Source organism: Micromonospora sp. AMSO1212t (genome assembly GCF_008868145.1).
GTDB classification, from domain to species: Bacteria; Actinomycetota; Actinomycetes; order Mycobacteriales; family Micromonosporaceae; genus Micromonospora; species Micromonospora tulbaghiae.
In genome coordinates this window covers 1-24,525 of record NZ_WBKS01000066.1, presented here as the reverse complement: position 1 = coordinate 24,525, position 24,525 = coordinate 1, and the positions used below count along the sequence as shown (strand labels likewise).

General features: G+C 73.1%; 22 protein-coding genes. 9 read left to right on the top strand and 13 right to left on the bottom strand.

Features of this window, described 5'->3' with window-relative positions:
• Complete coding sequence (locus tag F8279_RS17695; protein ID WP_091420258.1) at positions 1-789, bottom strand: sporulation protein; 789 nt, start codon at positions 787-789, stop codon at positions 1-3.
• Positions 790-1,009: 220 nt separating this feature from the next.
• Between F8279_RS17695 and sigB the strand changes: the two genes are divergently transcribed.
• The 4 genes from sigB (at position 1,010) to F8279_RS17675 (ending at position 3,333) form a co-directional block, all read left to right on the top strand.
• The gene (sigB, locus tag F8279_RS17690) at positions 1,010-1,996 is read left to right on the top strand and encodes an RNA polymerase sigma factor SigB (protein ID WP_091419934.1); all 987 of its coding nucleotides are present in this window, start codon (positions 1,010-1,012) and stop codon (positions 1,994-1,996) included.
• Positions 1,997-2,099: 103 nt separating this feature from the next.
• Positions 2,100-2,441, top strand: a complete 342-nt coding sequence (locus F8279_RS17685) for a helix-turn-helix transcriptional regulator (RefSeq protein WP_225853317.1) — start codon at positions 2,100-2,102, stop codon at positions 2,439-2,441.
• Positions 2,438-2,929 (top strand): SRPBCC family protein, encoded by a 492-nt coding sequence (locus tag F8279_RS17680; protein WP_151500522.1) that lies wholly within the window; start codon positions 2,438-2,440, stop codon positions 2,927-2,929. Before F8279_RS17685 ends, F8279_RS17680 begins: the two co-directional genes overlap by 4 nt.
• A complete protein-coding gene (locus F8279_RS17675; protein ID WP_151500521.1) occupies positions 2,926-3,333 on the top strand; it encodes a VOC family protein in 408 nt (135 codons plus the stop codon). Before F8279_RS17680 ends, F8279_RS17675 begins: the two co-directional genes overlap by 4 nt.
• A 3-nt stretch (positions 3,334-3,336) precedes the next feature.
• Here F8279_RS17675 and F8279_RS17670 read toward each other — a convergent pair whose 3' ends face one another.
• From F8279_RS17670 to F8279_RS17660, 3 genes are read right to left on the bottom strand one after another with little or no spacing between them, the layout of a single operon-like run.
• Complete coding sequence (locus tag F8279_RS17670) at positions 3,337-5,892, bottom strand: bifunctional GNAT family N-acetyltransferase/acetate--CoA ligase family protein (RefSeq protein WP_151500520.1); 2,556 nt, start codon at positions 5,890-5,892, stop codon at positions 3,337-3,339.
• A 25-nt stretch (positions 5,893-5,917) separates the two neighbouring features.
• Positions 5,918-7,099: an acetoin utilization protein AcuC gene (locus F8279_RS17665; RefSeq protein WP_151500519.1), complete on the bottom strand. Its 1,182-nt coding sequence runs from the start codon at positions 7,097-7,099 to the stop codon at positions 5,918-5,920.
• A gap of 47 nt (positions 7,100-7,146) precedes the next feature.
• Positions 7,147-8,004, bottom strand: coding sequence for a sulfurtransferase (locus F8279_RS17660; RefSeq protein WP_151500518.1), 858 nt, complete (start codon positions 8,002-8,004; stop codon positions 7,147-7,149).
• A gap of 97 nt (positions 8,005-8,101) precedes the next feature.
• Here F8279_RS17660 and F8279_RS17655 point away from each other — a divergent pair, with 97 nt between their 5' ends.
• On the top strand, positions 8,102-8,788 hold the full coding sequence (locus F8279_RS17655) for a metal-dependent transcriptional regulator (RefSeq protein ID WP_091419919.1): 687 nt from the start codon (positions 8,102-8,104) through the stop codon (positions 8,786-8,788).
• Between the two features lie 12 nt (positions 8,789-8,800).
• On the opposite strand, the gene F8279_RS17650 is transcribed toward F8279_RS17655, so the two are convergent.
• The gene (locus F8279_RS17650) at positions 8,801-9,346 is read right to left on the bottom strand and encodes a hypothetical protein (protein WP_151500517.1); all 546 of its coding nucleotides are present in this window, start codon (positions 9,344-9,346) and stop codon (positions 8,801-8,803) included.
• Positions 9,347-9,432: 86 nt separating this feature from the next.
• Positions 9,433-9,693 carry a DUF5522 domain-containing protein gene (locus F8279_RS17645; protein WP_091419913.1) on the bottom strand — a complete coding sequence of 87 codons (261 nt, stop codon included), beginning with the start codon at positions 9,691-9,693 and terminating at the stop codon, positions 9,433-9,435.
• Between the two features lie 137 nt (positions 9,694-9,830).
• Between F8279_RS17645 and F8279_RS17640 the strand changes: the two genes are divergently transcribed.
• Both F8279_RS17640 and F8279_RS17635 read left to right on the top strand, forming a co-directional pair.
• Positions 9,831-10,427 (top strand): RNA polymerase sigma factor, encoded by a 597-nt coding sequence (locus F8279_RS17640; RefSeq protein ID WP_151500526.1) that lies wholly within the window; start codon positions 9,831-9,833, stop codon positions 10,425-10,427.
• The gene (locus F8279_RS17635) at positions 10,424-11,377 is read left to right on the top strand and encodes a hypothetical protein (RefSeq protein ID WP_151500516.1); all 954 of its coding nucleotides are present in this window, start codon (positions 10,424-10,426) and stop codon (positions 11,375-11,377) included. The genes F8279_RS17640 and F8279_RS17635 overlap by 4 nt, the downstream gene beginning before the upstream one ends.
• Before the next feature lie 37 nt (positions 11,378-11,414).
• On the opposite strand, the gene F8279_RS17630 is transcribed toward F8279_RS17635, so the two are convergent.
• The 5 genes from F8279_RS17630 to nrdR all read right to left on the bottom strand — a co-directional run bounded on the left by F8279_RS17630 (position 11,415) and on the right by nrdR (position 18,220).
• Positions 11,415-12,857: an alpha/beta hydrolase gene (locus tag F8279_RS17630; RefSeq protein ID WP_151500515.1), complete on the bottom strand. Its 1,443-nt coding sequence runs from the start codon at positions 12,855-12,857 to the stop codon at positions 11,415-11,417.
• Between the two features lie 111 nt (positions 12,858-12,968).
• The gene (locus F8279_RS17625) at positions 12,969-13,610 is read right to left on the bottom strand and encodes a class I SAM-dependent methyltransferase (RefSeq protein WP_151500514.1); all 642 of its coding nucleotides are present in this window, start codon (positions 13,608-13,610) and stop codon (positions 12,969-12,971) included.
• 141 nt (positions 13,611-13,751) lie between these two features.
• Complete coding sequence (locus tag F8279_RS17620; RefSeq protein ID WP_151500513.1) at positions 13,752-14,687, bottom strand: DUF2332 domain-containing protein; 936 nt, start codon at positions 14,685-14,687, stop codon at positions 13,752-13,754.
• A 100-nt stretch (positions 14,688-14,787) separates the two neighbouring features.
• Entirely contained in the window at positions 14,788-17,685 is a 2,898-nt protein-coding gene (locus F8279_RS17615; protein ID WP_151500512.1) for a vitamin B12-dependent ribonucleotide reductase, read from the bottom strand.
• A 34-nt stretch (positions 17,686-17,719) separates the two neighbouring features.
• The gene (nrdR, locus tag F8279_RS17610) at positions 17,720-18,220 is read right to left on the bottom strand and encodes a transcriptional regulator NrdR (RefSeq protein WP_091419899.1); all 501 of its coding nucleotides are present in this window, start codon (positions 18,218-18,220) and stop codon (positions 17,720-17,722) included.
• A 489-nt stretch (positions 18,221-18,709) separates the two neighbouring features.
• Between nrdR and lexA the strand changes: the two genes are divergently transcribed.
• The gene (gene lexA, locus F8279_RS17605) at positions 18,710-19,492 is read left to right on the top strand and encodes a transcriptional repressor LexA (protein WP_091419896.1); all 783 of its coding nucleotides are present in this window, start codon (positions 18,710-18,712) and stop codon (positions 19,490-19,492) included.
• Between the two features lie 55 nt (positions 19,493-19,547).
• Here lexA and F8279_RS30325 read toward each other — a convergent pair whose 3' ends face one another.
• Positions 19,548-21,311, bottom strand: coding sequence for a hypothetical protein (locus F8279_RS30325; protein WP_192580717.1), 1,764 nt, complete (start codon positions 21,309-21,311; stop codon positions 19,548-19,550).
• Between the two features lie 50 nt (positions 21,312-21,361).
• A complete protein-coding gene (gene hflX / locus F8279_RS17590; protein ID WP_091419890.1) occupies positions 21,362-22,825 on the bottom strand; it encodes a GTPase HflX in 1,464 nt (487 codons plus the stop codon).
• A 196-nt stretch (positions 22,826-23,021) separates the two neighbouring features.
• Here hflX and F8279_RS17585 point away from each other — a divergent pair, with 196 nt between their 5' ends.
• Positions 23,022-24,494, top strand: coding sequence for an NAD-dependent malic enzyme (locus tag F8279_RS17585; RefSeq protein ID WP_151500511.1), 1,473 nt, complete (start codon positions 23,022-23,024; stop codon positions 24,492-24,494).
• Positions 24,495-24,525 lie beyond the last annotated feature (31 nt).

Below are 24,525 nucleotides of genomic sequence, written 5' to 3'. Positions count from 1 at the left end.
TCAGAAGAACAACCCCCGGCGGGACAGCGACTGACGCAGCCAGCCGTCGAGCTGGGCGGCCCAGTCCGTGCGGTCCGCCGTCGCGTGGTCCACTGTGAACCGGCCGAACGCGTCGCGGCCCTCGGTGAACAGGCCGCCCCGCTTGTCCAGCTCCAGCACCACGTGGATCTGACGCGGATCGGTCACGAAGGTGACCTCCAGCTGGTTCATCGCGCCCGCGTACTGCGGCGCCGGGTAGAACTCGATCTCCTGGTAGAAGGGCAACTGCTGGTGCAGGCCGTAGATGTGTCCACGCTCGACGTCGGCGCGCGCGAAGCGGAAGCCCAGCCGTAGCAGTGCCTCCAGCAGCCGCTCGTGGGCCGGCAGCGGGTGCACCGCGACCGGGTCCAGGTCGCCCTTGTCCATCGCCCGGGCCACCTCCAGCTCGGTACGCAGACCCATCGTCATGCCGTGCAGGTGCTGGCCGTACAGGTCGGTCAGCGGCGTCTCCCACGGCACCTGGTAGCGGAACGGCACGTCGTGACGCTGCCCCGGCTCCAGCCGGAACGGGCCGGTCATCTGGGCCCGGCCGAACTCCTGGTTGACGTCGTACTCCGAATCGGAGCTCTCCACCTCGACCCGCGTGACCAGACCGAGTGCGACGTAGCTCACGTCCACCGGGTGGTCGCCACCGACCACCTGGATCCGGCCCTCCAGAACGCCGCCCGGGCGACAGTTCGGGTTGGCCAGCACCGTCTCGACCGACGGTCCGCCCACACCCATCGCCTGCATGAGCCGCTTGAAGACCACCACGTTCTCCGATCATCAGTGCCGGGCCGGCTCCGACGGCCGGTCGGTGGCACGGTAACCGCGCCGGGCAAGCGGATGCCGGATTCCCGCGAGGATTCCTGTCGGGTCTCCGATCGCCTCACTCCCGTCTCACGCCCCGACCGCCAAGCTGTTTGTCATCGGCCACCACCGCGTGGGCGGCACGGGACCGGTAGGCACGTCGGACACGGGGAGAACAGAGATGACCCAGCAGATGATCGAGCACCAGGACATGGACGTCACCCTCACGGACCTCGACGCCACCGACGAGCGCGGCGTCTCCACCGACCTGGTCCGGGCGTACCTGAACGGCATCGGCCGCACCAAGCTGCTCACCGCGGCGCAGGAGGTCGAGCTGAGCAAGCGGATCGAGGCCGGCCTCTTCGCCGAGGAGAAGCTGGCCACCTGCACCCCCGTCTCCGCCGAGCTGCGCGCGGACCTGGCGTTGATCGCGGCCGAGGGCCGCGCCGCCAAGGACCACCTGCTGGAGGCCAACCTGCGGCTGGTGGTGAGCATCGCCAAGCGCTACACCGGGCGCGGCATGGCCTTCCTCGACCTCATCCAGGAAGGCAACCTCGGCCTCATCCGCGCCGTCGAGAAGTTCGACTACACCAAGGGCTACAAGTTCTCCACCTACGCCACCTGGTGGATCCGCCAGGCCATCACCCGCGCCATGGCCGACCAGGCCCGCACCATCCGCATCCCCGTGCACATGGTCGAGCAGGTCAACCGGATGGTCCGGGTGCGCCGCGAGCTGTCGGTGTCGCTTGGCCGCGAGCCCACCGTGAGCGAGGTCGCCAAGGCGCTGGAGATCCCGGAGTTCCAGGTGATCGAGCTGATCTCCTACGACCGGGAGCCGGTCAGCCTGGACCAGGCCGTCGGCGAGGACGGCGAGAGCGCGCTTGGCGACTTCGTCGCCGCTGTCGACCCGCGCGCCGAGCCGGGCGACGCCGCCACGAACGGCGAGCTGCGCAACGAGGTCCGCATCGTGCTGGCCACGCTGTCCCAGCGGGAGCAGGCGGTGATCCGGCTGCGCTTCGGGCTGGACGACGGCCGGCAGCGCACGCTGGACGAGGTGGGCCGCGAGTTCGGCCTGTCCCGGGAGCGGATCCGGCAGATCGAGAAGGTCACGCTGCTCAAGCTGCGCGACCCGGAGCGTGCCAACCGGCTGGAGGCGTACGCCTGCTGATCCACCTCTACCCCGACAGGCCCCGGCGGTTCGCCGGGGCCTGTCGCGCTTGACCCGGGCGCTCCCGCCGTGTAGAACCGAATGGTTACACAACCAGGGGGTTATGAAAGTGTCCGCGGATCTGCTCGACGCCACCTTCGCCGCGCTCGCCGACCCCACCCGGCGGGCCATCCTCACCCGGCTGGCCGCCGGGGAGGCGACGGTCACCGAGCTGGCCGAGCCGTTCGCGATGAGCCAGCCGGCCGTCTCCAAGCACCTGAAGGTGCTCGAACGCGCCGGCCTGGTCACCCGGGGCCGGGACGCCCAGCGCCGCCCCTGCCGGCTCGACGCCCGGCCGCTGCGGGAGGCCGTCGCGTGGCTGGCGGACTACCGGGACTACTGGGCGGAGAGCTACGCGCGGCTGGACGAGGTGCTCGCCGACCTGACCGCCGGGGAGCAGCGGTGACCGGCCTGACCGTCACGCTGCACGGCGACCGGGAGATCCGGCTCAGCCGCGACTTCGCCGCTCCGCGCCGTCTCGTGTTCGCCGCCTTCACCCGGCCCGAGCTGCTGGTCCGCTGGTGGGGCGCGCGGGGCTGGCGTCTGGTCGAGTGCGAGGTGGACCTGCGGGTCGGCGGGCACTGGCGGTTCGTCTCCCGAGGGCCGGACGGCGACCTGATGGCCCAGGGCGGCACGTACCGGGAGGTCGGCCCGCCCGCACTGCTGGTCTGCACCGAGCTGTTCGACGACCAGTCCTATCCGGGCGAGACGCTGGTGCGTCACGACTTCACCGGTTCGGCGGACCGGACCACAGTCGTCACCCACCTGCGGTACGCCACCGCGCAGGGCCGCGACACCGTCCTGCGCTATCCGATGACCCGCGGCCTGAGCGAGGCGTTCGACCGGCTCGCGGCAGTGCTGCACACCGATTCGACGACAGGAGCGACGACATGAACTGGACGCTGGAAGTGGTGGTCGTACCGGTCTCCGACGTGGACCGGGCCAAGGAGTTCTACGCGCAACGGCTCGGCTTCGTCCTCGACCACGACACGGACCTGGGCGGCGCGGGGCGGATCGTCCAACTCACTCCCCCGGGCTCCGGGTGCTCGATCGTCCTCGGCCGGGGCGTCGTACCGGAGATGCCGCCGGGCTCCCTCAAGGGCCTGCAACTCGTCGTGCCCGACCTGGAGCGGGCGCACGCCGAACTGGTCGAGCGGGGCGTCGAGGTGAGCGAGATCCAGGTGATGGGTCAGAACCCGCGCCCGGTGCCGCACCCGCTGGACAACGTCGGCTTCGTCTTCTTCCGCGACCCGGACGGCAACGAGTGGGCCGTGCAGCAGATCTCCGAGCGCGGCTGAGGTCTACAACCTTCGCGGGCCGGTGTCCGGGCGGGCGGCCTCGGCACCGGTACGCACCGTGGCGTGCAGCACCGAGATGCCGTCCGGCCGGGCCAGCACCGGGTTGAGCGTGAGCGACCGCACCCGCGGCTGCTCGTCGGCGAGCCGGCCGACCCGCACCAGCAGGTCGACCAGGGCCGCCCGGTCCACCGGTGCGGCGCCCCGGTGCCCGTGCAGCAGCGGCGCCGCGCGGGGCTCGTCGACCAGCTCGGCGGCGTCCCGGTCGGTGAGCGGGACCGCCCGCCAGGCCCGGTCGCCGAGCAGCTCGGTCGCCACGCCACCCAGCCCGAACCCGACCACCGGCCCGAACGCCGGATCCTCCACCAGCTCCACCACGCACGCCACGCCCGGCGCGACCATCGGCTGGACCAGCACCTCCGCGCCGAACACCGGCGCCATCTCGGCGTACGCGCGGCGCAGCGCGGCGGCGTCGGCCAGGTCGAGGCGTACCGCGCCCAGGTCGAGGCGGTGCCGCAGCCCGGGGGCGGCGGCCTTGAGCGCCACCGGCCAGCCGAGCCGCTCCCCCACCGCCGCCGCTTCCTCGGCCGAGCGGGCCGGCACCGAGTCCACCACGTCGATCCCGTACGCGCGCAGCAACGCCGCCGAGTCGGCGCCGTCGGGCCGCAGCGCGGCGTGCCCCGCCGTCCGGTCCACGTCGGCCAGTTCCGGCAGCACACCGGCGGGCCGGCGAAGCCAGTCCGCGTACGCGGTCACCCGGCCCAGCGCGCGCACCGCTTCCTCCACACTCGGGTACGCCGGCACCCCGGCCGGCACCAGCCCGGCCAGGAACGTCGCCACCACCGGCTTGCCGGTGACCCGCGCGTCGGGCAGCGCCGCCGCGAAGTCGGCCACCGGATCGGCGAGCTGGCCCGGCAAGGGCGGCGCGAACACGGCCACCACGGCGTCCACCCGCTCGTCGGCGACCGCCTCGCCGAGCGCGGCGGCGTACGCGGCGGCCCCGGCGCTCGGCCCGACGTCCTGCGGGTAGCCGTCGGCAACGGCCAGTCCCTGGGCGGCGCAGGCGGTCGCGGCCAGCCCGGTCAGCGCCGACGAGTTGCCCACCACCGCCACCCGCCGCCCGGCCGGCAGCGGCTGGTGGGCCAGCAGTACACCCACGTCGAGCAGCTCGGACACGGTGTCCACCCGGATCACCCCGGACTGGGCGAACAACGCGCTCACCGCGGCCGCGTCCAGCGCGGGCGCCTCCCCCACCCCCGGCGGCCGGGCCAGCGAGGCGAGCGCCACCACCGGCTTGCTGCGGCCGATACGCCGGGCCAGCCGGGCGAACTTGCGCGGGTTGCCGAACGTCTCCAGGTAGAGCGTGATGACGTCGGTCGCCGGATCGTCCTGCCAGTACTGCAACAGGTCGTTGCCGGACACGTCGGCCCGGTTGCCGGCCGAGACGAAGCTGGACAGGCCGAGCCCGCGCCGGGACGCCTCGGCCAGCAGCGCCACCCCGAACGCGCCGGACTGACTGAACACGCCGACCCGCCCCGACGCGGGCAGCACCGGCGCGAGCGTGGCGTTGAGACGTACCGCCGGGTCGGTGTTGGCGACGCCGAGGCAGTTCGGGCCGACCACCCGCATGCCGGCCAGGTGCGCGGCGCGGACCAGCGCGCGCTGCGCCGCCGCGCCGGCCGGGCCGGACTCGGCGAACCCGGCCGAGATCACCACCAGGCCGTGGGCGCCCGCGCGGGCCGCGTCCCGGACCACGTCGGTCACCGAGTCCGGCGGGACCGCCACCACCGCCAGGTCGACGTCCTGGCCGGCGTCGGCCGCCGACGGGTACGCGGACAGCCCCGCGACCGTCGACGCGCTCGGGTGCACCGGCACGATCGCCCCGGCGAAGCCGCCGTCGCGCAGGTGCCCGAGCAACGCCGCGCCGACGCCCTGGCCGGTGGTGCTGGCGCCGTACACGGCGATGCCGCGCGGCGCGAGCAGCCGGGCGATCGACCGGGCCTCGGTGCGGTGCTCCCGGCCGCGCTGCACCGCAAGCGTCGCCTCGGTGGGCGCGATCGGGAAGTTCAGGTGCACCACGCCGTCGGCGTACTGGCGCTGGACCTGGTAGCCGAAGTCGGCGAAGACCCGCAGCATGGTGCCGTTCGCGGGCAGCACCTCCGCGACGAAGTGCACGATGCCGTTGCGCCCGGCCGCGTCGGCCAGGTGCTCCAGCAGCACCGAGCCGATGCCCCGGCCCTGGTAGGCGTCCTCGACCACGAACGCCACCTCGGCCTCCGGCGAGGCGGGGCCGAGCCGCTCGTACCGGCCGACCGCGACGATCCGCTCGCCGGCCAGCACCACGAACGCCTCCCGGTCGCGGTGGTCGACGTTGACGAAGCGCTTCAGGTCGCGTTCCGGGATACGCGGGTACGGCGAGAAGTACCGCAGGTATCGGGTGCGCTCCGAGAAACGGCCGTGCATGGCCACGATCTCGGGCGCGTCCTCCGGACGGATCTGTCGCAGCTGGACGGTCGTGCCGTCGCTGAGCAGCACGTCCAGCGGTTGTTCGACGGTGGTCACCGGTCGGTCCTCCCCTGCCGCCGGCTCAGTCGCGCGGGTCGTGCGGATCGAGCCCGAGCAGCGGGAAGACGGCCTTGCGGGTGGCCGCGACGGCCCGGTCCACCGCGTTCGGCTCGCCGCTGGGCTGCCACGGCTGGTACGACGGGTCCACGTCGTCGGTCATCCGCAACGGCACCTCGTGCCCGGGTCGCCGCCGCGCGGCCAGCTCCCGCCAGCCGGGCGGGGTCAGCGTGGCCGGGTCGACCGGCTCGCCGGTGGCGATCGCGAGCAGGTGCGTCCAGGCCCGGGGCACCACCTCGACCAGCGCGTACCCGCCGCCGCCGGTGGCGACCCAGCGGCCGTCGCACAGCTCGTCGGCGAGCGCCCGCAGCGTGCGGTAGGTGGCCCGCTGCCCGTCCACGGACAGGTGCAGGTCGGCCAGCGGGTCCTTGCGGTGCCCGTCGGCGCCGCACTGCGTGACCAGCACCTGCGGCCGGAACGCGCGCAGCACCGACGGCACGATCGCGTGGAACGCCCGCTGCCAGCCGGCGTCGGCCACCCCCGGCGGCAGCGGCACGTTGACGGCGGTGCCCTCCGCGCCCGGGCCGCCGGTCTCGTCCGGGAACCCGGTGCCGGGGAACAGCGCGAGCGGCGTCTCGTGCAGGCTGATCGTGAGCACCCGCGGGTCGCGGTAGAAGATCTCCTGCACGCCGTCGCCGTGGTGCACGTCCACGTCCACGTACGCGATCCGCTCCGCGCCGAGGTCGAGCAGCCGCGCGATGGCCACGGCCGGGTCGTTGTAGACGCAGAACCCGGCGGCCCGGGCGGGCATCGCGTGGTGCAGCCCGCCGGCCACGCTCACCGCGCGCCGGGCGTCGCCGCGCCACACCGCCTCGGCGGCGGCCGTCGTGGCGCCGGCGATCAGCGCGCTCGCCTCGTGCATCCCGTCGAAGACCGGATTGTCCGACGTGCCCAGACCGAAGCCGGCGAACAGCGGGTCGCGCGGCGCGGACCGGACCGCGTCCAGGTAGGCCGGATCGTGTACGCGGGTGAGCAGCGCGTCGTCGGCCGGCTCGGGCTTGACCAGCCGCACGCCGGGCCGGTCCAGCACACCCAGCTCGCGGGCGAGCGCCATGGTCAGCTCGACCCGGACCGGGTCGAGGGGATGGTCGCCCATGTCGTAGGCGAGGAGACCCTCGTCCCACACCACCACCGTGTCGTCGGCCATGCGGCCATCGTCGCACGTGGGCCGGGACGCGCCCACCAGTCGTGCGCTCACCGGCCGGACGTGCCACCGGTCGCGACCGGACGGTCCGGGTCGGCCACCCACTCGCTCCACGAGCCGACGTACAACGCGGCGTCCGGACGACCGGCCAGGTGCAACGCGAGCACCGCCTGCGCTGCGGTCACCCCGGAGCCGCAGTACGCGCCGACCGGCGCGTCCGCGTCCACCCCGGCGGCGGCGAACCGCTCCCGGAGCGCCTCGGCGCCGGGGAACCGGCCCTGCGTGACGTACTCCGGGGCGGGCAGGTTGACCGCGCCCGGCACGTGCCCGGCGACCGGGTCGACCGGCTCGTGCTCGCCCCGGTAGCGCGGCGCGGCCCGTACGTCGATCAGCACGCCGGGCTCGGCGGCGGCGAGCCGGGCGGCAGCGGCGGCGTCCAGCACCGGCAACGCGCCGGGCGCCACTGTCACGTCGCCCGGCGCCGGGGCGGGCACGCTCGTGTCGACCGGCAGGCCGGCGGCCGTCCAGGACGGAAAGCCACCGTGCAGCACCCGCACCTGGCGGTGCCCCGCCCAGCGCAGCGTCCACCAGGCGCGGGCGGCGGACATGCCGTCGCCGCCGTCGTACACCACGACGGGATGACCGGCGCGGACGCCCGCGGCCCGCAGCGCGGCCTGCAACGCCGCCGGGTCCGGAAGCGGGTGCCGCCCGGCGGCGCCGGGCCGCCCGCACAGCTCGGTGTCCAGGTCGACGAAGACGGCGCCCGGCAGGTGGCCGGCGGCGTAGTCGTCGCGCCCGGGCGGGCCGGTCAGCCGCCAGCGGACGTCGAGCAGGGTCGGCGGGTCGGCGTGATCGAGTTCGGCGGCGAGCCGGTCGGGCTCGACCAGCAGGTCTGCGGTGACGGGCATGCGGCCCAGTCAACACCATTCGGCCCGCCACCTCCGGCTTCGTCGGCGTCGATGGTCGGTGGGAGCGGGTACCATCGGAGCCCAGGAGGCCGCAGACGTGAAGCACGACCTTGTTGACACCACCGAGATGTACCTGCGCACCATCCTCGAACTCGAGGAGGAGGGGGTGCCGCCGCTTCGTGCCCGCATCGCCGAGCGGCTGAAGCAGAGTGGTCCGACCGTCAGCCAGACCGTCGCCCGCATGGAGCGTGACGGCCTGCTCACCGTCGAGGGCGACCGGCACCTGACTCTCACGCCGCAGGGCCGCAACACCGCCGTGTCGGTGATGCGCAAGCACCGGCTGGCCGAGTTGCTGCTGGTGAACGTGATCGGGATGCCCTACGAGGAGGCCCACGAAGAGGCCTGCCGGTGGGAGCACGTGATGAGCGACGCGGTGGAGAAGCGGGTCTTCGACCTGCTCAACCGCCCGACCCGCTCGCCGTACGGCAACCCGATTCCCGGCCTGGCGGAGCTGGGCGACCCGGGCCAGCTGCCTGCCGACGCCGTCGAGGGCGAGCGCAACCTGGCCTTCCCCGGCCTGTCCGGCCCGGTCGTGGTGCGGCGGATCTGCGAGAGCGTGCAGACCGACTCCGACGTGCTCCGGCAGTTGCACGCCGCCGGCGTCGACCCGGGCGCGACCGTGACGGTGGCGCAGGAACGCGACGCCGTCTTCATCGACCGTTCCGGCGACCGGGTCCGCCTGCCCCGCGAGGTGGCCTCCCGGGTGTTCGTCGCGGCCCGCTGACTCGACCTTCGGTCAGAGCTGCCTGGTGTCGATCACCTTGGCCAGCGTGACCAGCTTGCCGGCCGTCTTCTCCGCCTCCGCCTTCGCGGTGCCGGCCGGGGCGGTCCAGCGCAGGGTGGCCAGCCGTCCCTCGGTGGCCAGCCAGCCGACCTCGGCGGCCGGGCCGGACTTCGCGGTCTTGGGCAGCGTGCGCCGGTAGGCGGCCTTGCCCAGCTTGCTGATCTTCGCCGCGCCGCTCGGCTGCACGTCCAGGGCGAACGTGGCCGCGTCGATCGACGTCTCGGTGACCGACAGCGTCAGCTCCGGCAGCACCGCCCCGGCCGCGCGGACCACGCACGTGTGGGTGTCGCCCCGCTCGGTGGCCGCCGCCACGTCGAACGTGCCGCCGGTGTGCTCGGCGATCACCGCGAAGTCGAGCAGCCGGCACGCCCCGCCCGAGGACGCCGCCGCGACCGGCACCGGCGGGGGCGGGGGCGGCGGCCCGGACTCGGTCGGCGCCTCGGTGCAGCCGGCGGCGAGCAGGACGGCCGGGACGGCCAGCCAGATACGGGCACGCACGGGAGACCTCCGCGGTCGGCGGCGGGTCCGACCCGCCGGAGTTCCGTCGGACACCGTACGGGGTGCCCCAGCGGGGACGGAAGCCCCTAATCGGCCACGTACGGACAGTGCCGACACCCTCGCCCGCAGCACGTGCCGCGTCGGGCCAGGAAGCCGGCGCTGAGCACGAACAGCCCGGTCTCCGGATCCAGGTAACCGGCCTCCCCGGCGGCCAGGGCGGCGGCGTGCACGGCCAGGATGCGCTCCCGCCCGGGATGATCCGGCGACAACCGCGACCGGTGCGGTTCGGTAAGCGGCCGGTCCGCCAGCTCCTCACTCACCGCTGGAGTGTAAGGAGTGGCCCCCATACCGTCGCGCCGCGCCCTGGGTGCCCACGCTGGCGCCTCCCGTCGCGCCGGCCATCCGGGAGGGACACTAAGACCGGATGCGGTTCCGCCGTGAACCGGTCCGCGCCGGCCGGGCATGAACGGGTGTGACGAACAAGATGCGCCGGGCCGAGGCCCACGAGCGGGGACATCCCGGGGTCGGGCCGCCCGACGAGCCGTCGGACGACGACGTGATACGCGCGTCCCTCGCCGAGCCGGAGCGATTCGCGCCGTTGTTCGACCGGCACGCCGTCCCCGTGCACCGTTACCTGGCTCGCCGCGTCGGTCCGCCGGCGGACGACCTCCTGGCCGAGACCTTCCTGGTCGCATTCCGGCGGAGGGCGTCGTACACCTCGGACGTCGGCGTACGGCCGTGGCTCTTCGGGATCGCCACCAACCTCGTGCGCCGGCACGTGCGGACCGAGGAACGCCGCTACCGCGCGCTGGCCCGGCTCGCCGCCGGCGAGTCGACACCGTCGGTGATCGAGGACGCGATCGACCGGCTGGACGCCGGCGCCCTACGCCGGGACCTGGCCCTGGCGCTGGCCTCGCTGCACCGGCGGGACCGGGACGTCTTGCTGCTCACCGCGTGGGCGGACCTGTCGTACGAGCAGATCGCCGCCGTGCTCGACATCCCGATCGGCACCGTCCGTTCCCGCCTGCACCGTGCCCGCCGACTCACCCGACTCGCGCTCGCCCTCGAGGAGCCGACATGAACGAGATCAACCTGCTACGGACGCACGGGCCGGACGCCCCGGAAGCGTCCACCGAGACGCTCCGCCTCGCGAAGGACCGCCTCGCCGGCGAGTTCACCGCCGCACCCGTACGCCGGACCGTCCCGCCGCTGCGGCGGCGGACGCTCCTGGTGGCGGCCGGGGCCACGGTGGTGGCCGGGGCGGGCATCGGCCTCGCGGTACGTCCGCTCGACCGATCGGCGGAGCCGTTGACCCTGGTGGCTGCGACGATCCCGGAGTTTCCGCTGACCCTGCGGTCGCGGCCGGCGACGCTGGACCCACCTCGCTACAGCTACGCTCCGGGCCAGTTCCTCGCCGTGTACCTGTCCCGCAGCGCCGCCGACGACGTCTACCTCTCCGTCTGGGACAGCCGACCGGCACGGATCGCGAAGACGTCGCGTCCGGTGGCCGTCGCAGGCCGCCCGGCCGAGATCTACGAGGAGCCGAACCCCGGCGGACCGCGCCGGCTCGCCATGTCGTGGGAACGCAGGCCCGGTCAGTGGGTGTCGCTGACCGGCCACGGCATGTTCGCCGACGACGCGGCGCTGCTCCGGCTGGCCGAGCACGTCGTCGACGAGCCGCAGCAGGTGCCGCTGCGGGTTCATCTGGCGCCGCGCGGTTGGCGGGTCGCCATGTTCAAGGACGACACCATCCTGACCCTGCGGGGCGACTCCCCCGACGAGACGCTCACCGTGCAGGTGGTGCCGCACGGTGACCCGGACCTGCTGCGCAACGTGATGGGAGCCCGGGAGGAGCGACGGGTCACGGTGGGCGGCCGGGAAGCCCGTCTGATCCGCGCCGACAAGATCTGGTTGCTGCAGACCGAGGTGCCCGGCGGGGCGGTGGTCAACCTGCAGCTGCCGTTGCGGCTCTCCGTCGACCAGGTCGTCGCGATCGCCGAGCAGGTCTCGGTGACTCCGCGCCGGCCCTGACCGACCCCTGCCGGCACCTGTCCGGTCGGCCTCCTGCCTAGTTGCCGCCCGGGCCGCCGTCGGTCCCGAGGCGTTCCAGGTACGGCACGAACGCCTCGGGACGCTCGAACATCGAACGGTGCCCGGCGCGCGGGATCACCAGGTGGTCCTTGCGCGGTGCTTCAAGCTGCGCGTACCACTCGTCGAACAGGCGCAGCCGGCCCGGCACCTCCTGAGCGCCATCCACGAAGTACGCCGGCACCGCGAGCTGCCGCACGTCACGCCGGAAGTCGACCTCCTGCAACCGTGGGTAGAGCACGTCCCAGCCGTCCAGGAAACCGAACAGGTGCACCTTCTCCAGCAGGCTGTACTCGGACACGCCCAGGTTGCCGACGGTCCCGGTCTCGTCCTCGCTCGCGCCTTCCCGGTCGACCGGGAAGGCCCCGGCCTCGTTGGCCAGCAACGGCTCGTACGCCCAGACGTCGCGGTAGGGCGGCGGACCCTGCGCGGTCATCCGGTCCGCGAGCGCCGTCCGGCTGGTGCGGCGGGCCCAGGCCACGGTGTCGGCGTACTGGCTGCGGTCGGCCTCGCGCAGGCTCACCACCTGCCCGACGCCCACGTACGCGGCGAACAGTTCCGGGTGCTGTCGCACGGCGAGCAGGCCGGCGATGGTGCCACCGGAGTGCGCGACCAGGTGGATCCGATCCCGGCCCAGCCGTGCCCGCAGGTGCCGGGCCACCGCGACCAGGTCGTCCACCTCGTCGTCCAGGTGCCAGTCCGACGCGGCGCGGAATCCCGACCACGAGCGTGGCCCGCCGGCACGGTCCCAGACGGCCACCACGAATCGGCGCTCCAACTCGGGCAGGTGGCGACGGACCGAGCCGATCTCCGAACCGCCGGGCGGCCCGGGTACCACGAGCAGCACCGGAGCGCTCCGGTCCGTACCCCGGATCAGCAGGCCCAGCTCGCGCCCGGACGAGCCGACGGTGTCGAAGCGGGCGATGCCGCCGGGGATCGGGTCGGTGCGGCCCGGCACGGCCGCGCCGACGGTGACGAGCGCGAGCAACGCGGCCAGCAGACCGACGCCGACCCGGCCCAGCCGGCGCGGCACCGGCCGGCGCGGCGGCACGGCGTCGAGGCGGCGTGCCAGGCCGGCGCCGTAGGCGGCGCCGATCAGCAGCGGCAACAAGGTCAGCAGCCCGTGTACGCCCCGGCCGGCGAGCAGCGCCACGACACCGAAGCCGGACAGGTGCGGACGGTCGACGGTGGGCCCGCGCAGCCGCAGCCGGACCAGCTCGACAGCCACCGCGAAGATCACCGGCGCGACGAGCATGAACCAGCGGGACCGGCCCAGCCACCCGGCGGCCAGCCCGACGGCGAGGCTCACCGCGACGGAGGCGAGTGCCGCGCCCACTGCGCCGGGCCCGCGCGGAGTCCACCAGCCGGCGGCCGCACCCCAGAGCAGCGGCAGCGTCGACGCGAGGAGCATCCGGGTGCGCATGACGTCTCCCTTCGCCGAGATCGTCAACCCTAGCCAGAGCGGCCACTCTTCGCTGCCCCGCCATCACGCGCAGTGTCGGTCGGCTCCGCCGCCTGGTGTGGGCCGGAGGGTTCAGCCGGCCGGACGCTGCGCGAGCAGGAACGCCTGGGACTGCCGCTCCCTGCCGACCGGCGCGCGGACCGTCGTCGCCGACACCTCGAACCCGGCCGCCGTGAGCTGTGCGGCCAGCCGATCCGGCGACAGCCAGTAGACGTCGAAGGCGACGGAGTGGCCGTATGCCTGCTCCCGTCGGTCGAGCCGGTCGCCGGCCTTCACCGCGAGCAGCAGGTGACCGCCCGGGACGAGCACCCGGTGGAAACCGGCGAACACCTCCGGCAGCAGCTCCGGTGGCAGGTGGATCACCGAGTACCAGGAGACCAGCCCGGCCAGCGATCCGTCCGGCACGGCCAGCGCGGTCAGCGAGCCGACCTCGAAGCGCAGGTCCGGGTACGCGCGGCGGGCCACCGCCACCATGCCGGGCGACAGATCGACCCCGCTGATGTCCAGGCCGAGCCGGTGCAGATGGGCGGTGACGCGGCCGGTGCCGCAGCCCACCTCCAGCACTGGTCGGCCCCGCCCGACCGTCTCGGCGAACGCGGCCAGCAGGGCCCGGTCCAGCGGCGGTTCCACGACGTCGGGCAGCAGCCGCGCATAGTCCTCGGCGACGGCGTCGTAGGCGGCACGCGTCTCGACCAGCCAGGCAGGTTCGGTCACGCCCGCCGACCCTAGTCACGCGTGTCCGCCCTCGCCCGCCCCTGTCTTCGTTGACCATGAAGTTGACGGCCGTCGCGTCGGCGTGTCGCGCCGTCAACTTCATGATCCCCGGGGGCAGGGCACCCGGACGGGCGCGTCGGGTCAGGTTAGCCAGGTGAGGGACTGGCCGTGACCGGTCGTCCAGGCCACGGGACGGCCGTCCAGGGCCAGGACGTTGTGGAAGCCTTGGGCGGGCGGCTCGGGCAGGTCGGCGTGGGGCAGCACCGACGGGTCCTCGTTGGCTATCCAGTGGCCGGGCAGGGTCCGGACCAGCGCGGTGAACGCCTCCCGCCGTGGCGGCGGCACCTGGTACAGCACCGAGCTGTGGAACACCACGAGCGTCGCCCCGGCCGGGGCCTGCGCCGCCAGCGCCGGCAGGTCGTCGACCAGGTCACCGCGTACCAGCAGCGGCGGGTCGGCCGCCGCGACCGCAGCCGCCGCGCGCAGCCGCTCCCGGCGGTGCCGGTGCTCCGGCCAGATCAGCGCGTCCAGCCAGGCCACGTCGGCCGGGTCGGTGACGTCGAGCGGGTTCACGTCGAGCCCGGCCCGCCACACCACCTCCGGGCGCCGCTCCGGCGGCTCGGTGCCCGTCAGGTCACAGTCGAGCACCGGCCCGCCGTCGCCGACCAGCCGGTCGCCGTAGCGGTACGCGTACCGGTCGGGGTAGAGGCACAGCCCGGCGGACGCGCCCACCTCCAGCAACGCCAGCGGCTGCGGCAACGCGGCGAGCAGCGGCAGCAGCACCGCGCAACGCCCCGCCTCGTTCGTCTGCGTCGCCCGCACGCGCATCTGCGCCGCGACGTCGCGCCAGTGCGCGATCACGTACGCCCGGAACGCCGCCGGGTCGTCCACCGGCCCGCCGTGCAGCCGCACCACCCCGAACAGCAGGTTCGGCTGACGCTTGGCCGGCGGCAGCGTGTCGAGCAGGGCGAGCAGTTCCGGGTCACCGGCCACCGCCCGCGACAACCGCTCGTACGCCGGGGACACGCCGCGCGTCTCACGCTCGGCGAAGACCCGATAGATGTCTGCCGTGCTCATCCCCCGAGCATTCCAGCTCGCGTACACGATGGGGTGTGACAGTGAGCACGCGCGAGCGCGGCAGGGAAGTCCCTGCCGCGCTCGCGTCTTCGGTCGGTCGTCAGCTGCAGCCGCTGGTGGAGCCGCAGCCCTCGCAGACGTAGCAGCTACCGGCGGGTCGCATCTTCGTGCCGCAGGTGAAGCAGAGCGGCGCGTCGGCGGCCTTGCCGATCACGGCCTCCAGCAGCTCGGTGCTGGAACCCACGGACGGCGCGGGCTTGACCGCGGCGACGTCGGCCATCTCCTGCGCCGGCTGCGCGACCGGGCCGGTCTTCGGCTCGGGCGCCTCGACCGGGGCGGAGGAGGCCATCGCGGTGAGGTCCGCACCGCTCGCCTCCGCCTCCGCCTCGGCCGCGAGCTGGGCGGCCCGCTCCTTGGCGGTGAAGATGCCCAGTTCGGCGCGGCGGTCGTATGGCAGGAAGTCCAGCGCCAGGCGACGGAAGATGTAGTCCATCACCGAGGCGGCCATGCGAACGTCCGGGTCGTCGGTCATGCCGGCCGGCTCGAAGCGCATGTTCGTGAACTTGCTGACGAACGTCTCCAGCGGGACGCCGTACTGCAGACCGATGGAGATGGCCACCGAGAAGGCGTCCATCACGCCGGCCAGGGTCGAGCCCTGCTTCGACATCTTGAGGAAGACCTCGCCGAGGCCGTCGTCCGGGTACGACGAGGCGGTGAGGTAGCCCTCCGCGCCGCCGACCGAGAACGAGATGGTCTCCGACGGGCGCTTCTTCGGCAGCCGCTTGCGCACCGGGCGGTACTCGACGACCTTCTCCACGACCTTCTCCGGCTCGGCGGCCGGGGTCTGGGTCTGGACGGTGCCCTTGCTCGTCTTGGCGGCCGACAGCGGCTGGCCGACCTTGCAGTTGTCCCGGTAGATCGCCAGCGCCTTGAGGCCGAGCTTCCAGCCCTCGAAGTAGATCTTCTCGACGTCCTCGACGGTGGCCTGCTCCGGCATGTTCACCGTCTTGGAGATGGCGCCGGAGATGAACGGCTGGACCGCCGCCATCATCCGCACGTGGCCCATCGGCGCGATCGACCGCTCGCCCATGGCGCAGTCGAAGACCGGGTAGTGCTCCGGCTTGAGGCCCGGGGCGTCCACCACGTGCCCGTGGTCGGCGATGTGCTCGACGATCGCCTCGACCTGCTCCTCGGGGTAGCCGAGGCTGCGCAGGGCGCGCGGCACGGTCTGGTTGACGATCTGCATCGAGCCGCCGCCGACCAGCTTCTTGAACTTCACCAGCGCCAGGTCCGGCTCGACGCCGGTGGTGTCGCAGTCCATCATCAGGCCGATGGTGCCGGTCGGGGCGAGCACGCTGGCCTGCGAGTTGCGCCAGCCGTGCTTGTCGCCGAGCTTGTTGCCCAGCGTCCACTGCTTGGTCGCCTCGCGCTGCACGGCGGTGCCCACGGTGCCGGTCGGCTTGATCGCGTCGTTGGCGGCGGCGTGCTTGCGCATGACGCGCTTGTGCGGCTCGGCGTTACGGGCGTAGCCGTCGTACGGGCCGACGATGCCGGCCAGCTCGGCGGAACGGCGGTAGGCGGTGCCGGTCATCAGCGAGGTGATTGCGGCGGACACCTCCCGGCCCTGCTCCGAGTCGTACGGCAGGCCGGTGGCCATCAGCAGCGCGCCCAGGTTGGCGTACCCGATGCCGAGCTGCCGGTAGGCGCGGGTGGTCTCCCCGATCTTCTCGGTCGGGAAGTCGGCGAAGCAGATCGAGATGTCCATCGCGGTGATGACGAACTCGACCGACTTGACGAACTTCTCCACCTCGAAGCCACCGTCGGCGCGGAGGAACTTCATCAGGTTCAGCGAGGCCAGGTTGCACGAGGAGTTGTCCAGGTGCAGGTACTCCGAGCACGGGTTCGACGCGGTGATCCGCCCGGTCTCCGGGCAGGTGTGCCAGTCGTTGATGGTGTCGTCGTACTGCAGGCCCGGGTCGGCGCACTCCCACGCGGCCTGGGAGATGGTGCGGAACAGCTTCTTCGCGTCGATCGTCTCGATGGTCTGCCCGTCGAGCCGGCCGCGCAGGTCGAAGCCGCCGCCGTTCTCCACGGCGGTCATGAACTCGTCGGAGACGCGGACCGAGTTGTTGGCGTTCTGGTACTGCACGCTGACGATGTCGGCGCCGCCCAGGTCCATGTCGAACCCGGCGTCGCGCAGCGCGCGGATCTTGTCCTCCTCGCGCGCCTTCGTCGCCACGAACTCCTCGATGTCCGGGTGGTCCACGTCGAGGATGACCATCTTGGCCGCGCGCCGGGTGGCGCCACCGGACTTGATGGTGCCGGCGGAGGCGTCCGCGCCGCGCATGAAGCTGACCGGGCCGGAGGCGGTGCCGCCGGAGGAGAGCAGCTCCTTCGAGGAACGGATGCGGGACAGGTTGACCCCGGCGCCGGAGCCGCCCTGGAAGATCCGCCCCTCCTCCTTGTACCAGTCGAGAATGGAGTCCATCGAGTCGTCGACCGACAGGATGAAGCAGGCGCTGACCTGCTGCGGCGACGGCGTGCCGACGTTGAACCAGACCGGCGAGTTGAAGCTGAACACCTGGTGCAGCAGCATCCAGGTCAGCTCGTGCGCGAACACCTCGGCGTCGGCCGGGGTGGCGAAGTAGCCGTACTCCTCACCGGCGGTGCGGTAGGTGTCGACCACCCGGTCGATCAGCTGCCGCAGCGACCACTCCCGCTCCGGGGTCCCCACCGCGCCCCGGAAGTACTTGGTGGTCACGATGTTCGCCGCGTTCACCGACCAGGACTCGGGGAACTCCACCCCGCGCTGCTCGAAGTTGATCGAGCCGTCCCGCCAGTTCGTCATGACGACGTCGCGGCGCTCCCAGGCGACCTCGTCGTAGGGATGCACCCCCTCGGTCGTCCAGACGCGCTCGATCTTCAGCCCCGCCCCGGCCTTGTTCCGTGACTTGCTGGTCGTCACGCCCTCGCCCCCCTCGTCGGCACGGTCACCCACCGCGCCTCGTGTACCTGTCAGAAACCCGAAAATGTCAGCTGATCGCGCCGGCGGCGTCCGCCGCACCGGCACCGGCGCCCTCCCGGGCGCGCGCGGCGGCCCGCAGCGTCTCGATCTCGCGCTCGAAGTCGGCGAGCGAGTCGAAGGACCGGTAGACGCTGGCGAACCGCATGTAGGCCACCTCGTCGAGGTCACGCAACGGGCCGAGGATGGCCAGGCCCACCTCGTGGCTGGGAACCTCGGCCGCCCCCTTGGCCCGCACGGTCTCCTCGACCTTCTGTGCCAGCAGCGCGATCGAGTCGTCGTCGACCGGCCGCCCCTGGCACGCCTTGCGCACCCCGCCGATGATCTTCGTACGGCTGAACGGCTCGGTCACCCCGCTGCGCTTGACCACCGCGAGCACCGCCTCCTCGACGGTGGTGAACCGCTTGCCGCACTCCGGGCACGACCGTCGCCGCCGGATGAGCTGGCCGTCGTCGGCCTCCCGCGAGTCGACCACCCGGGAGTCGGCGTGCCGGCAGTACGGACACCGCATTCGCCCGACCTCCTCCGTCGATCGCGGGCACACCTACCGGCTCCCGGGCACGCGTCGACACGGCGGGGCCATCGTCCGATGACCGTCGCCGAGTGCGCGGTGCGGGAGCGCGTTCGGTAGTTGAACCCAACCTGTAGGCAACTTACGCCCGTGTGACTACTACATCTAGGGGTCGACCGTATGCCGAACCCCAAGCGAGGTCAAGTTGGCGGGCGTGTCCGGCGCGTCATCAGGATCACGCCCGGCGCGACGCCGCCGAGGAGCCCAACGGACGGCCTCCCGTGCTAGTCACGGGCAGCCGGGATAGAACATCCGTTCGAGCGGCGTACCCTTCTATCAGAACACCAGTTCGGAAATCCAGGAATTCGGCGCGACACGCCGACAGCAGGTCGTACAGATGTTTGAAAATGGCCGATCTCACCTATACGGTCAGACCACACGCACCACGAGCCGACGAGGCACCCCAGCGCCGACCAGGGAGGGACGGACGTGACCGAGGACCGGGCCAGCCGGCAGAAGAACCCGCAGCCGAACGACGGGGCGGGTCCTCCGGCGACCCGTCGCCCCCGCACCGCCCGCAGCCGCACCGCCCCCGCGGCGGTGCGTCCGGTCACCCCGGTGGTGAGCAGCTTCCCCGACCCGGCGACAGTCGACCTGACCGCCCGGCAGCGGCGGATCCTGGAGTTCATCCGCACCTGGGTCGAGCGCCACGGCTACCCGCCGAGCGTGCGCGAGATCGGCGAGGCGGTCGGGCTGGTGTCCCCGTCCAGCGTCGCCTACCAGCTCAAGGAGCTGGAGAAGAAGGGCTTCCTGCGCCGCGACCCGAACCGGCCGCGCGCCGTCGACGTCCGCGCGCCCGGCGAGGCGGACGACGAGGCGGCCCGCGCGCAGCGGCCCACTCCGGCGTACGTGCCGATGCTGGGTCGCATCGCCGCCGGTGGCCCGATCCTGGCCGAGCAGGCGGTGGAGGACATCTTCCCCCTCCCCCGCGAGCTGGTCGGTGAGGGCGAGGTCTTCATGCTCCAGGTCAAGGGCGACTCGATGCTCGACGCGGCGATCTGCGACGGCGACTGGGTGGTCGTCCGGCAGCAGCCGAACGCCGAGGTCGGCGACATCGTGGCCGCCATGCTCGACGGTGAGGCGACGGTGAAGACCTACCGGCGGCGCGACGGGCACGTCTGGCTGATGCCGCAGAACCCGGCCTTCGACCCGATCCCCGGCGACGACGCCACCATCATGGGTCGTGTGGTGGCGGTGCTGCGCCGCATCTGACGACAGCGACGACGAAGGGGTGACCGGTGGCCGGTCACCCCTTCGTCGTGTCGTCTCAGTAGCGGTCGCCGCGGTACTCCCGGCCACCGCCGGACACCGGGCCGTACCGGCCCTGGTCGTCGTAACCGTCGCGGCGCCCGCCCCGCGGCTCCTGGCCGCGGCGCGGCGGCTCGGCCCGGCCGCCGTCTCCCCGCGGCCCACCGCCGTTCGGCTGCCCGCGATATCCGGCCCCGCCCGGCCCGCCGCCGTAGCCGCCACCCGGGCCGCCACGGCCCGGACTGCCCTGGCCGCCGCCGGCCGGGCCGCCACGACCGGGGCCACCCTGGCCCGCGCCGCCGCCCGGTCCGCCCTGACCTCCGCCGCCGTAGACGCCGCCACCGCGCCCTCCGCCGCCGGCCGGGGCACCGCCGCCGCCGTAGACGCCGCCACCACCCTGCGGACGGGCTCCGCCCGGAGGACGGCCACCGCCCTGACCACGGCCACCCTCCTGGGGGCCGCCGCCGTACACGCCGCCGCCCGGCCGCCCACCGCCGTAGACACCGCCGGAGGCCGGGCGGTCGCCGCTGGCCGCGCCGCCGTAGACGCCGCCCTGACCGCCGCCGTAGACACCGCCGCGCGGGGCGTCCGGCCGCTCGCCGGACGGGAAGCCGTTGTTCACCGGGAACTCGCCGCTGCGCTCGGGTTCGTCGGCGGGCGCCCGCGGCGCCGGCTTGCGCCGCGCCCGCAGGATGCCGAAGACACCCGCGCCGACCAGGAGCGCGCCGAGCACGCCGACGGCCGCGATCAGGTACGTGATCTCGTCGAGCGACAGCCCTTCGAGCCAGGACTTCTGGGCGGCCGGTTTGGTGTCGGCCTTGCCGCCGTTCGGCAACGCCTCGGCGCCGGTGGTCGACGGGGTGTAGGTGAGGATGTCGATCGGGTCCGACTCGTCGAGCGTGCCGCCGTCGGAGACGGTGACGAACAACTTGCCGTCCGGTGTGTAGGAGATCGCCTCGCCGAACGGGTCGGCGAGCGGCGTGACCCGGGGCTTGCCCGTGGTGAGCGCCTTGACGATGTCACCGCCGGCCACGTCGAACTCGAACGCGTCGGCGTACGTGCGCAGCACGACCTTGCTGCCGTCGGGTGAGCGGGCCGCACCCGTGACGAGCGCCCGCCCGGGCGAGCCGAGCTTGTTCTCGGTGCTGGTCTTCGGGAGCGTGACCTCGCCGACCTTCTTCATCGGGATCGCCTCGGTGTCGCCGCTCACCTTCAGCTTCACCGTCGGGGTGTAGATCTCCGACTTGCCGGAGAGCTCCTTCGTGATCACCAGCGGCATGTTGTCGTCGCCGACGAGCAGGGCCTCCGCGTCGTGCGGCTCCTTGCCCGGGTAGCTGAGCCGGTGCAGCACCGGCTGCTTCGAGCCGCTCAGCGGCATCGTCCAGACCGCGACCCGCTCCCGGCGGGTCTTCTTCTCCACGTTGTCGCCGGTGTCGGCGATCCAGAGCGTCTTGCGGTCCGGACCGAGAGCCAGGTCCTCGGTGTCGAACGGCCCGTCACCGGAGTAACGGACCTCCCTGTCGACCTTGCACTTGGTGTCCAGATAGAAGACCCGCTTGCGGCTGGGGTCGTCCGAACCGTCGTTGATCACGACGTAGCCGTTGCTGGTGGCGACGAGCCCGGACAGCTCGCGGAGTCGGTCGTCCTCGACCGTGCACTTCTTCTTGGGAGCCGCGGCCAGCACGGGGGCCGCGGCGGGAGCCGCCGGGGCCGGCCCGGCCGGCGCCACGACCGCGCCGACCAGGCCGAGCGCGAGCGTGACCGAGGAGACAACGTGCCGCATGACGGTCAGTGTCGCACGGCGCGGGTTTCCGACGGGTGACGCCGGACGGCTCACCGCCCGGCGCCCACCCGCTCGTCGCTGGTCAGCCGGTCACCCGCCCGGTACGGCGCCAGCTCCGCGGCCAGCCCTTCGTTGACCCGCACGTGCAGCAGCGTGCCCTCGGGCAGGTGCGCGGTGCTGAGGACCTCACCCTGACGGTGGACCCGGGCGACCAGGTCACCCCGGTCGTACGGGAGCACCGCGCGCACCTCGACGGCCGGCCGGGGCAGCCGCCGCTCGACGGCGTCACGCATCTCGTCGATACCGCGCCCGCTGTGGGCGGAGACGAAGACCGCGTCCGGCCAGAGCCGCTTGAGCCGCAGCATCGTCTCCTCGTCGGTGGCGTCGGTCTTGTTCACCACCAGTAGTTCCGGCAGCCGGTCGGCGCCCACCTCGGCGAGCACCTCGCGTACCGCCCGGACCTGCTCCTCCGGATCCGGGTGCGTGCCGTCGACCACGTGCACGACCAGGTCCGCGTCGGCGACCTCCTCCAGCGTCGAGCGGAACGCCTCGACGATCTGGTGCGGCAGGTGCCGGACGAATCCGACCGTGTCGGACAGCGTGTAGAGCCGCCCGTCGGACGTGGTGGCCCGGCGGGTGGTCGGGTCCAGCGTGGCGAAGAGCGCGTTCTCCACCAGCACGCCCGCACCGGTCAGACGGTTGAGCAGGCTGGACTTGCCGGCGTTGGTGTAGCCGGCGATGGCCACCGCGGGCACCGCGTTACGGGTACGCCGGGCGCGCTTGGTCTGGCGTACGGTCGCCATGCTCTTGATCTCGCGGCGCAGCCGCGCGATGCGGTGGCGGATGCGCCGCCGGTCGGTCTCCAGCTTGGTCTCACCGGGACCGCGCAGGCCCACGCCGCCGCCGGCGCCACCGCCGCGGCCGCTACCACCGCTCTGCCGGGACAGCGACTCACCCCAGCCGCGCAGGCGCGGCAGCAGGTATTCGAGCTGGGCCAGTTCGACCTGCGCCTTGCCCTCCTTGCTCTTGGCGTGCTGGGCGAAGATGTCGAGGATCAGTGCGGTGCGGTCGACCACCTTGACCTTGGTGCGCTGCTCCAGGTTGCGCAGCTGCGACGGGGACAGCTCACCGTCGCAGATGACCGTGTCGGCGCCGGTGGAGAGCACCACCGCGCCCAGGTCGTCGACCTTGCCCCGGCCGATGTACGTGGCCGGGTCGGGCCGGTTGCGGCGCTGGATCAGCCCTTCGAGCACCTGCGAGCCGGCCGTCTCGGCCAGCGCCGCCAGCTCGGTGAGGCTGTTGTCGGCGTCGGACTGGGTGCCCTCGGTCCAGACCCCCACCAGGACGACCCGCTCCAGCCGCAGCTGGCGGTATTCGACCTCGGTGATGTCTGTGAGTTCGGTGGAGAGGCCGGGGACCCGCCGCAGCGCCTGCCGCTCCGACAGCTCGTACTCGCCCGTGGTGGCGTCGAGCTCGTCGTCCTCGTAGGGATGGAAGGTCTCCTGCTCGCGCAAACTGCGTCTCCTGTCCGTTATGTGCAACGCCGAGAATTTTCGGCGCGTGACAGCAATCCTGACATGTGACAACGCCGGGCGCACGTGTGTTATGCCCGCGACGCTACCCACTGGTAGCGGGGGCGGATGCCGAGCGACCTGGGCGGGCGAGTAGAAATGCCAGTCGAGCCGCTCAGCGCCGACGGAGGAGTTTCTCGTGGCCAACACACGACTGCCGAGTGCCGGATTCTCCATCACCATCCGGATCGCGGTACCCGCCGACGCCTCCTCCATCGGCCGGCTCACCACCGCCGCCGGCGAGGCCGGGGCCATCGTCACCGCGCTGGACGTGGTCGACTCCGACCCCGCGCACGTGATCGTCGACCTCACCTGCGACACCGCCGACGCCGGCCACGCCGACCAGGTCGTCGACGCGCTCACCGGGCTCGACGGGGTGGACGTGCGCAAGGTCTCCGACCGCACCTTCCTGCTGCACCTCGGCGGCAAGATCGAGGTCACCCCGAAGGTCGCCCTGCGCACCCGCGACGAGCTGTCTCGCGCGTACACCCCCGGTGTGGCCCGGGTCTGCATGGCCATCGCGGAGAACCCGGCCGACGCACGCCGGCTCACCATCAAGCGCAACACGGTCGCCGTGGTCAGCGACGGCACCGCGGTGCTCGGCCTGGGCAACCTCGGGCCGGCCGCGTCGCTGCCGGTGATGGAGGGCAAGGCCGCGCTGTTCAAGCGCTTCGGCGGGGTGGACGCCTGGCCGGTCGTGCTGGACACCCAGGACACCGACGAGATCGTGGCGATCGTCAAGGCCATCGCGCCCGCGTACGGCGGGATCAACCTGGAGGACATCGCCGCGCCGCGCTGCTTCGAGATCGAGGCCCGGCTGCGCGAGGCGCTGGACATCCCGGTCTTCCACGACGACCAGCACGGCACCGCGATCTGCGTGCTGGCCGCGCTGACGAACGCGCTGCGCGTCGTGGGCAAGCAGCTCGCGGACGTCCGGGTCGTGGTCTCCGGCGCCGGCGCGGCCGGCACCGCGATCATGAAGCTGCTGCTGCGCCAGGGCGTGGGCGACATCATCGCGTACGACCGCCAGGGCGCCCTGCACCGCGGCCTGCCGGACCTCAACCCGGCGTGGCAGTGGCTGGCCGAGAACACCAACAAGGAGAACTACTCCGGTGACCTGGCCGGGGCGGTACGCGGCGCGGACGTGTTCATCGGCGTGAGCGCGCCGAACCTGCTCACCGGCGAGGACGTCGCCCAGATGGCGAAGGACTCGATCGTCTTCGCGCTCGCCAACCCCGACCCGGAGGTGGACCCGCGGGAGGCGCGCAAGTACGCCGCCGTGGTCGCCACCGGCCGCTCGGACCAGCCGAACCAGATCAACAACGTGCTCGCCTTCCCCGGCGTGTTCCGCGGCATGCTCGACGCGCACGCCGAGGAGTTCACCGAGGAGATGGCGCTCGCCGCCGCCCGGGCCATCGCCGACGTGGTCGGCGAGGAGAAGATCAACCCGACGGTGATCGTGCCGAGCGTCTTCGACTCCCGGGTCGCCCCGGCGGTGGCCGCCGCGGTGCGCGCCGCCGCCCAGAACCCGGCCGCGACGCCGGCCCCCGCGGCCGACCCGGGCCCGGCCGACCTCCCCGAGATCGCCGCCAACGCCAGCGCCACCCCCTGACCCGCTCCCACCCGCCCCCACGAGCCTTCGC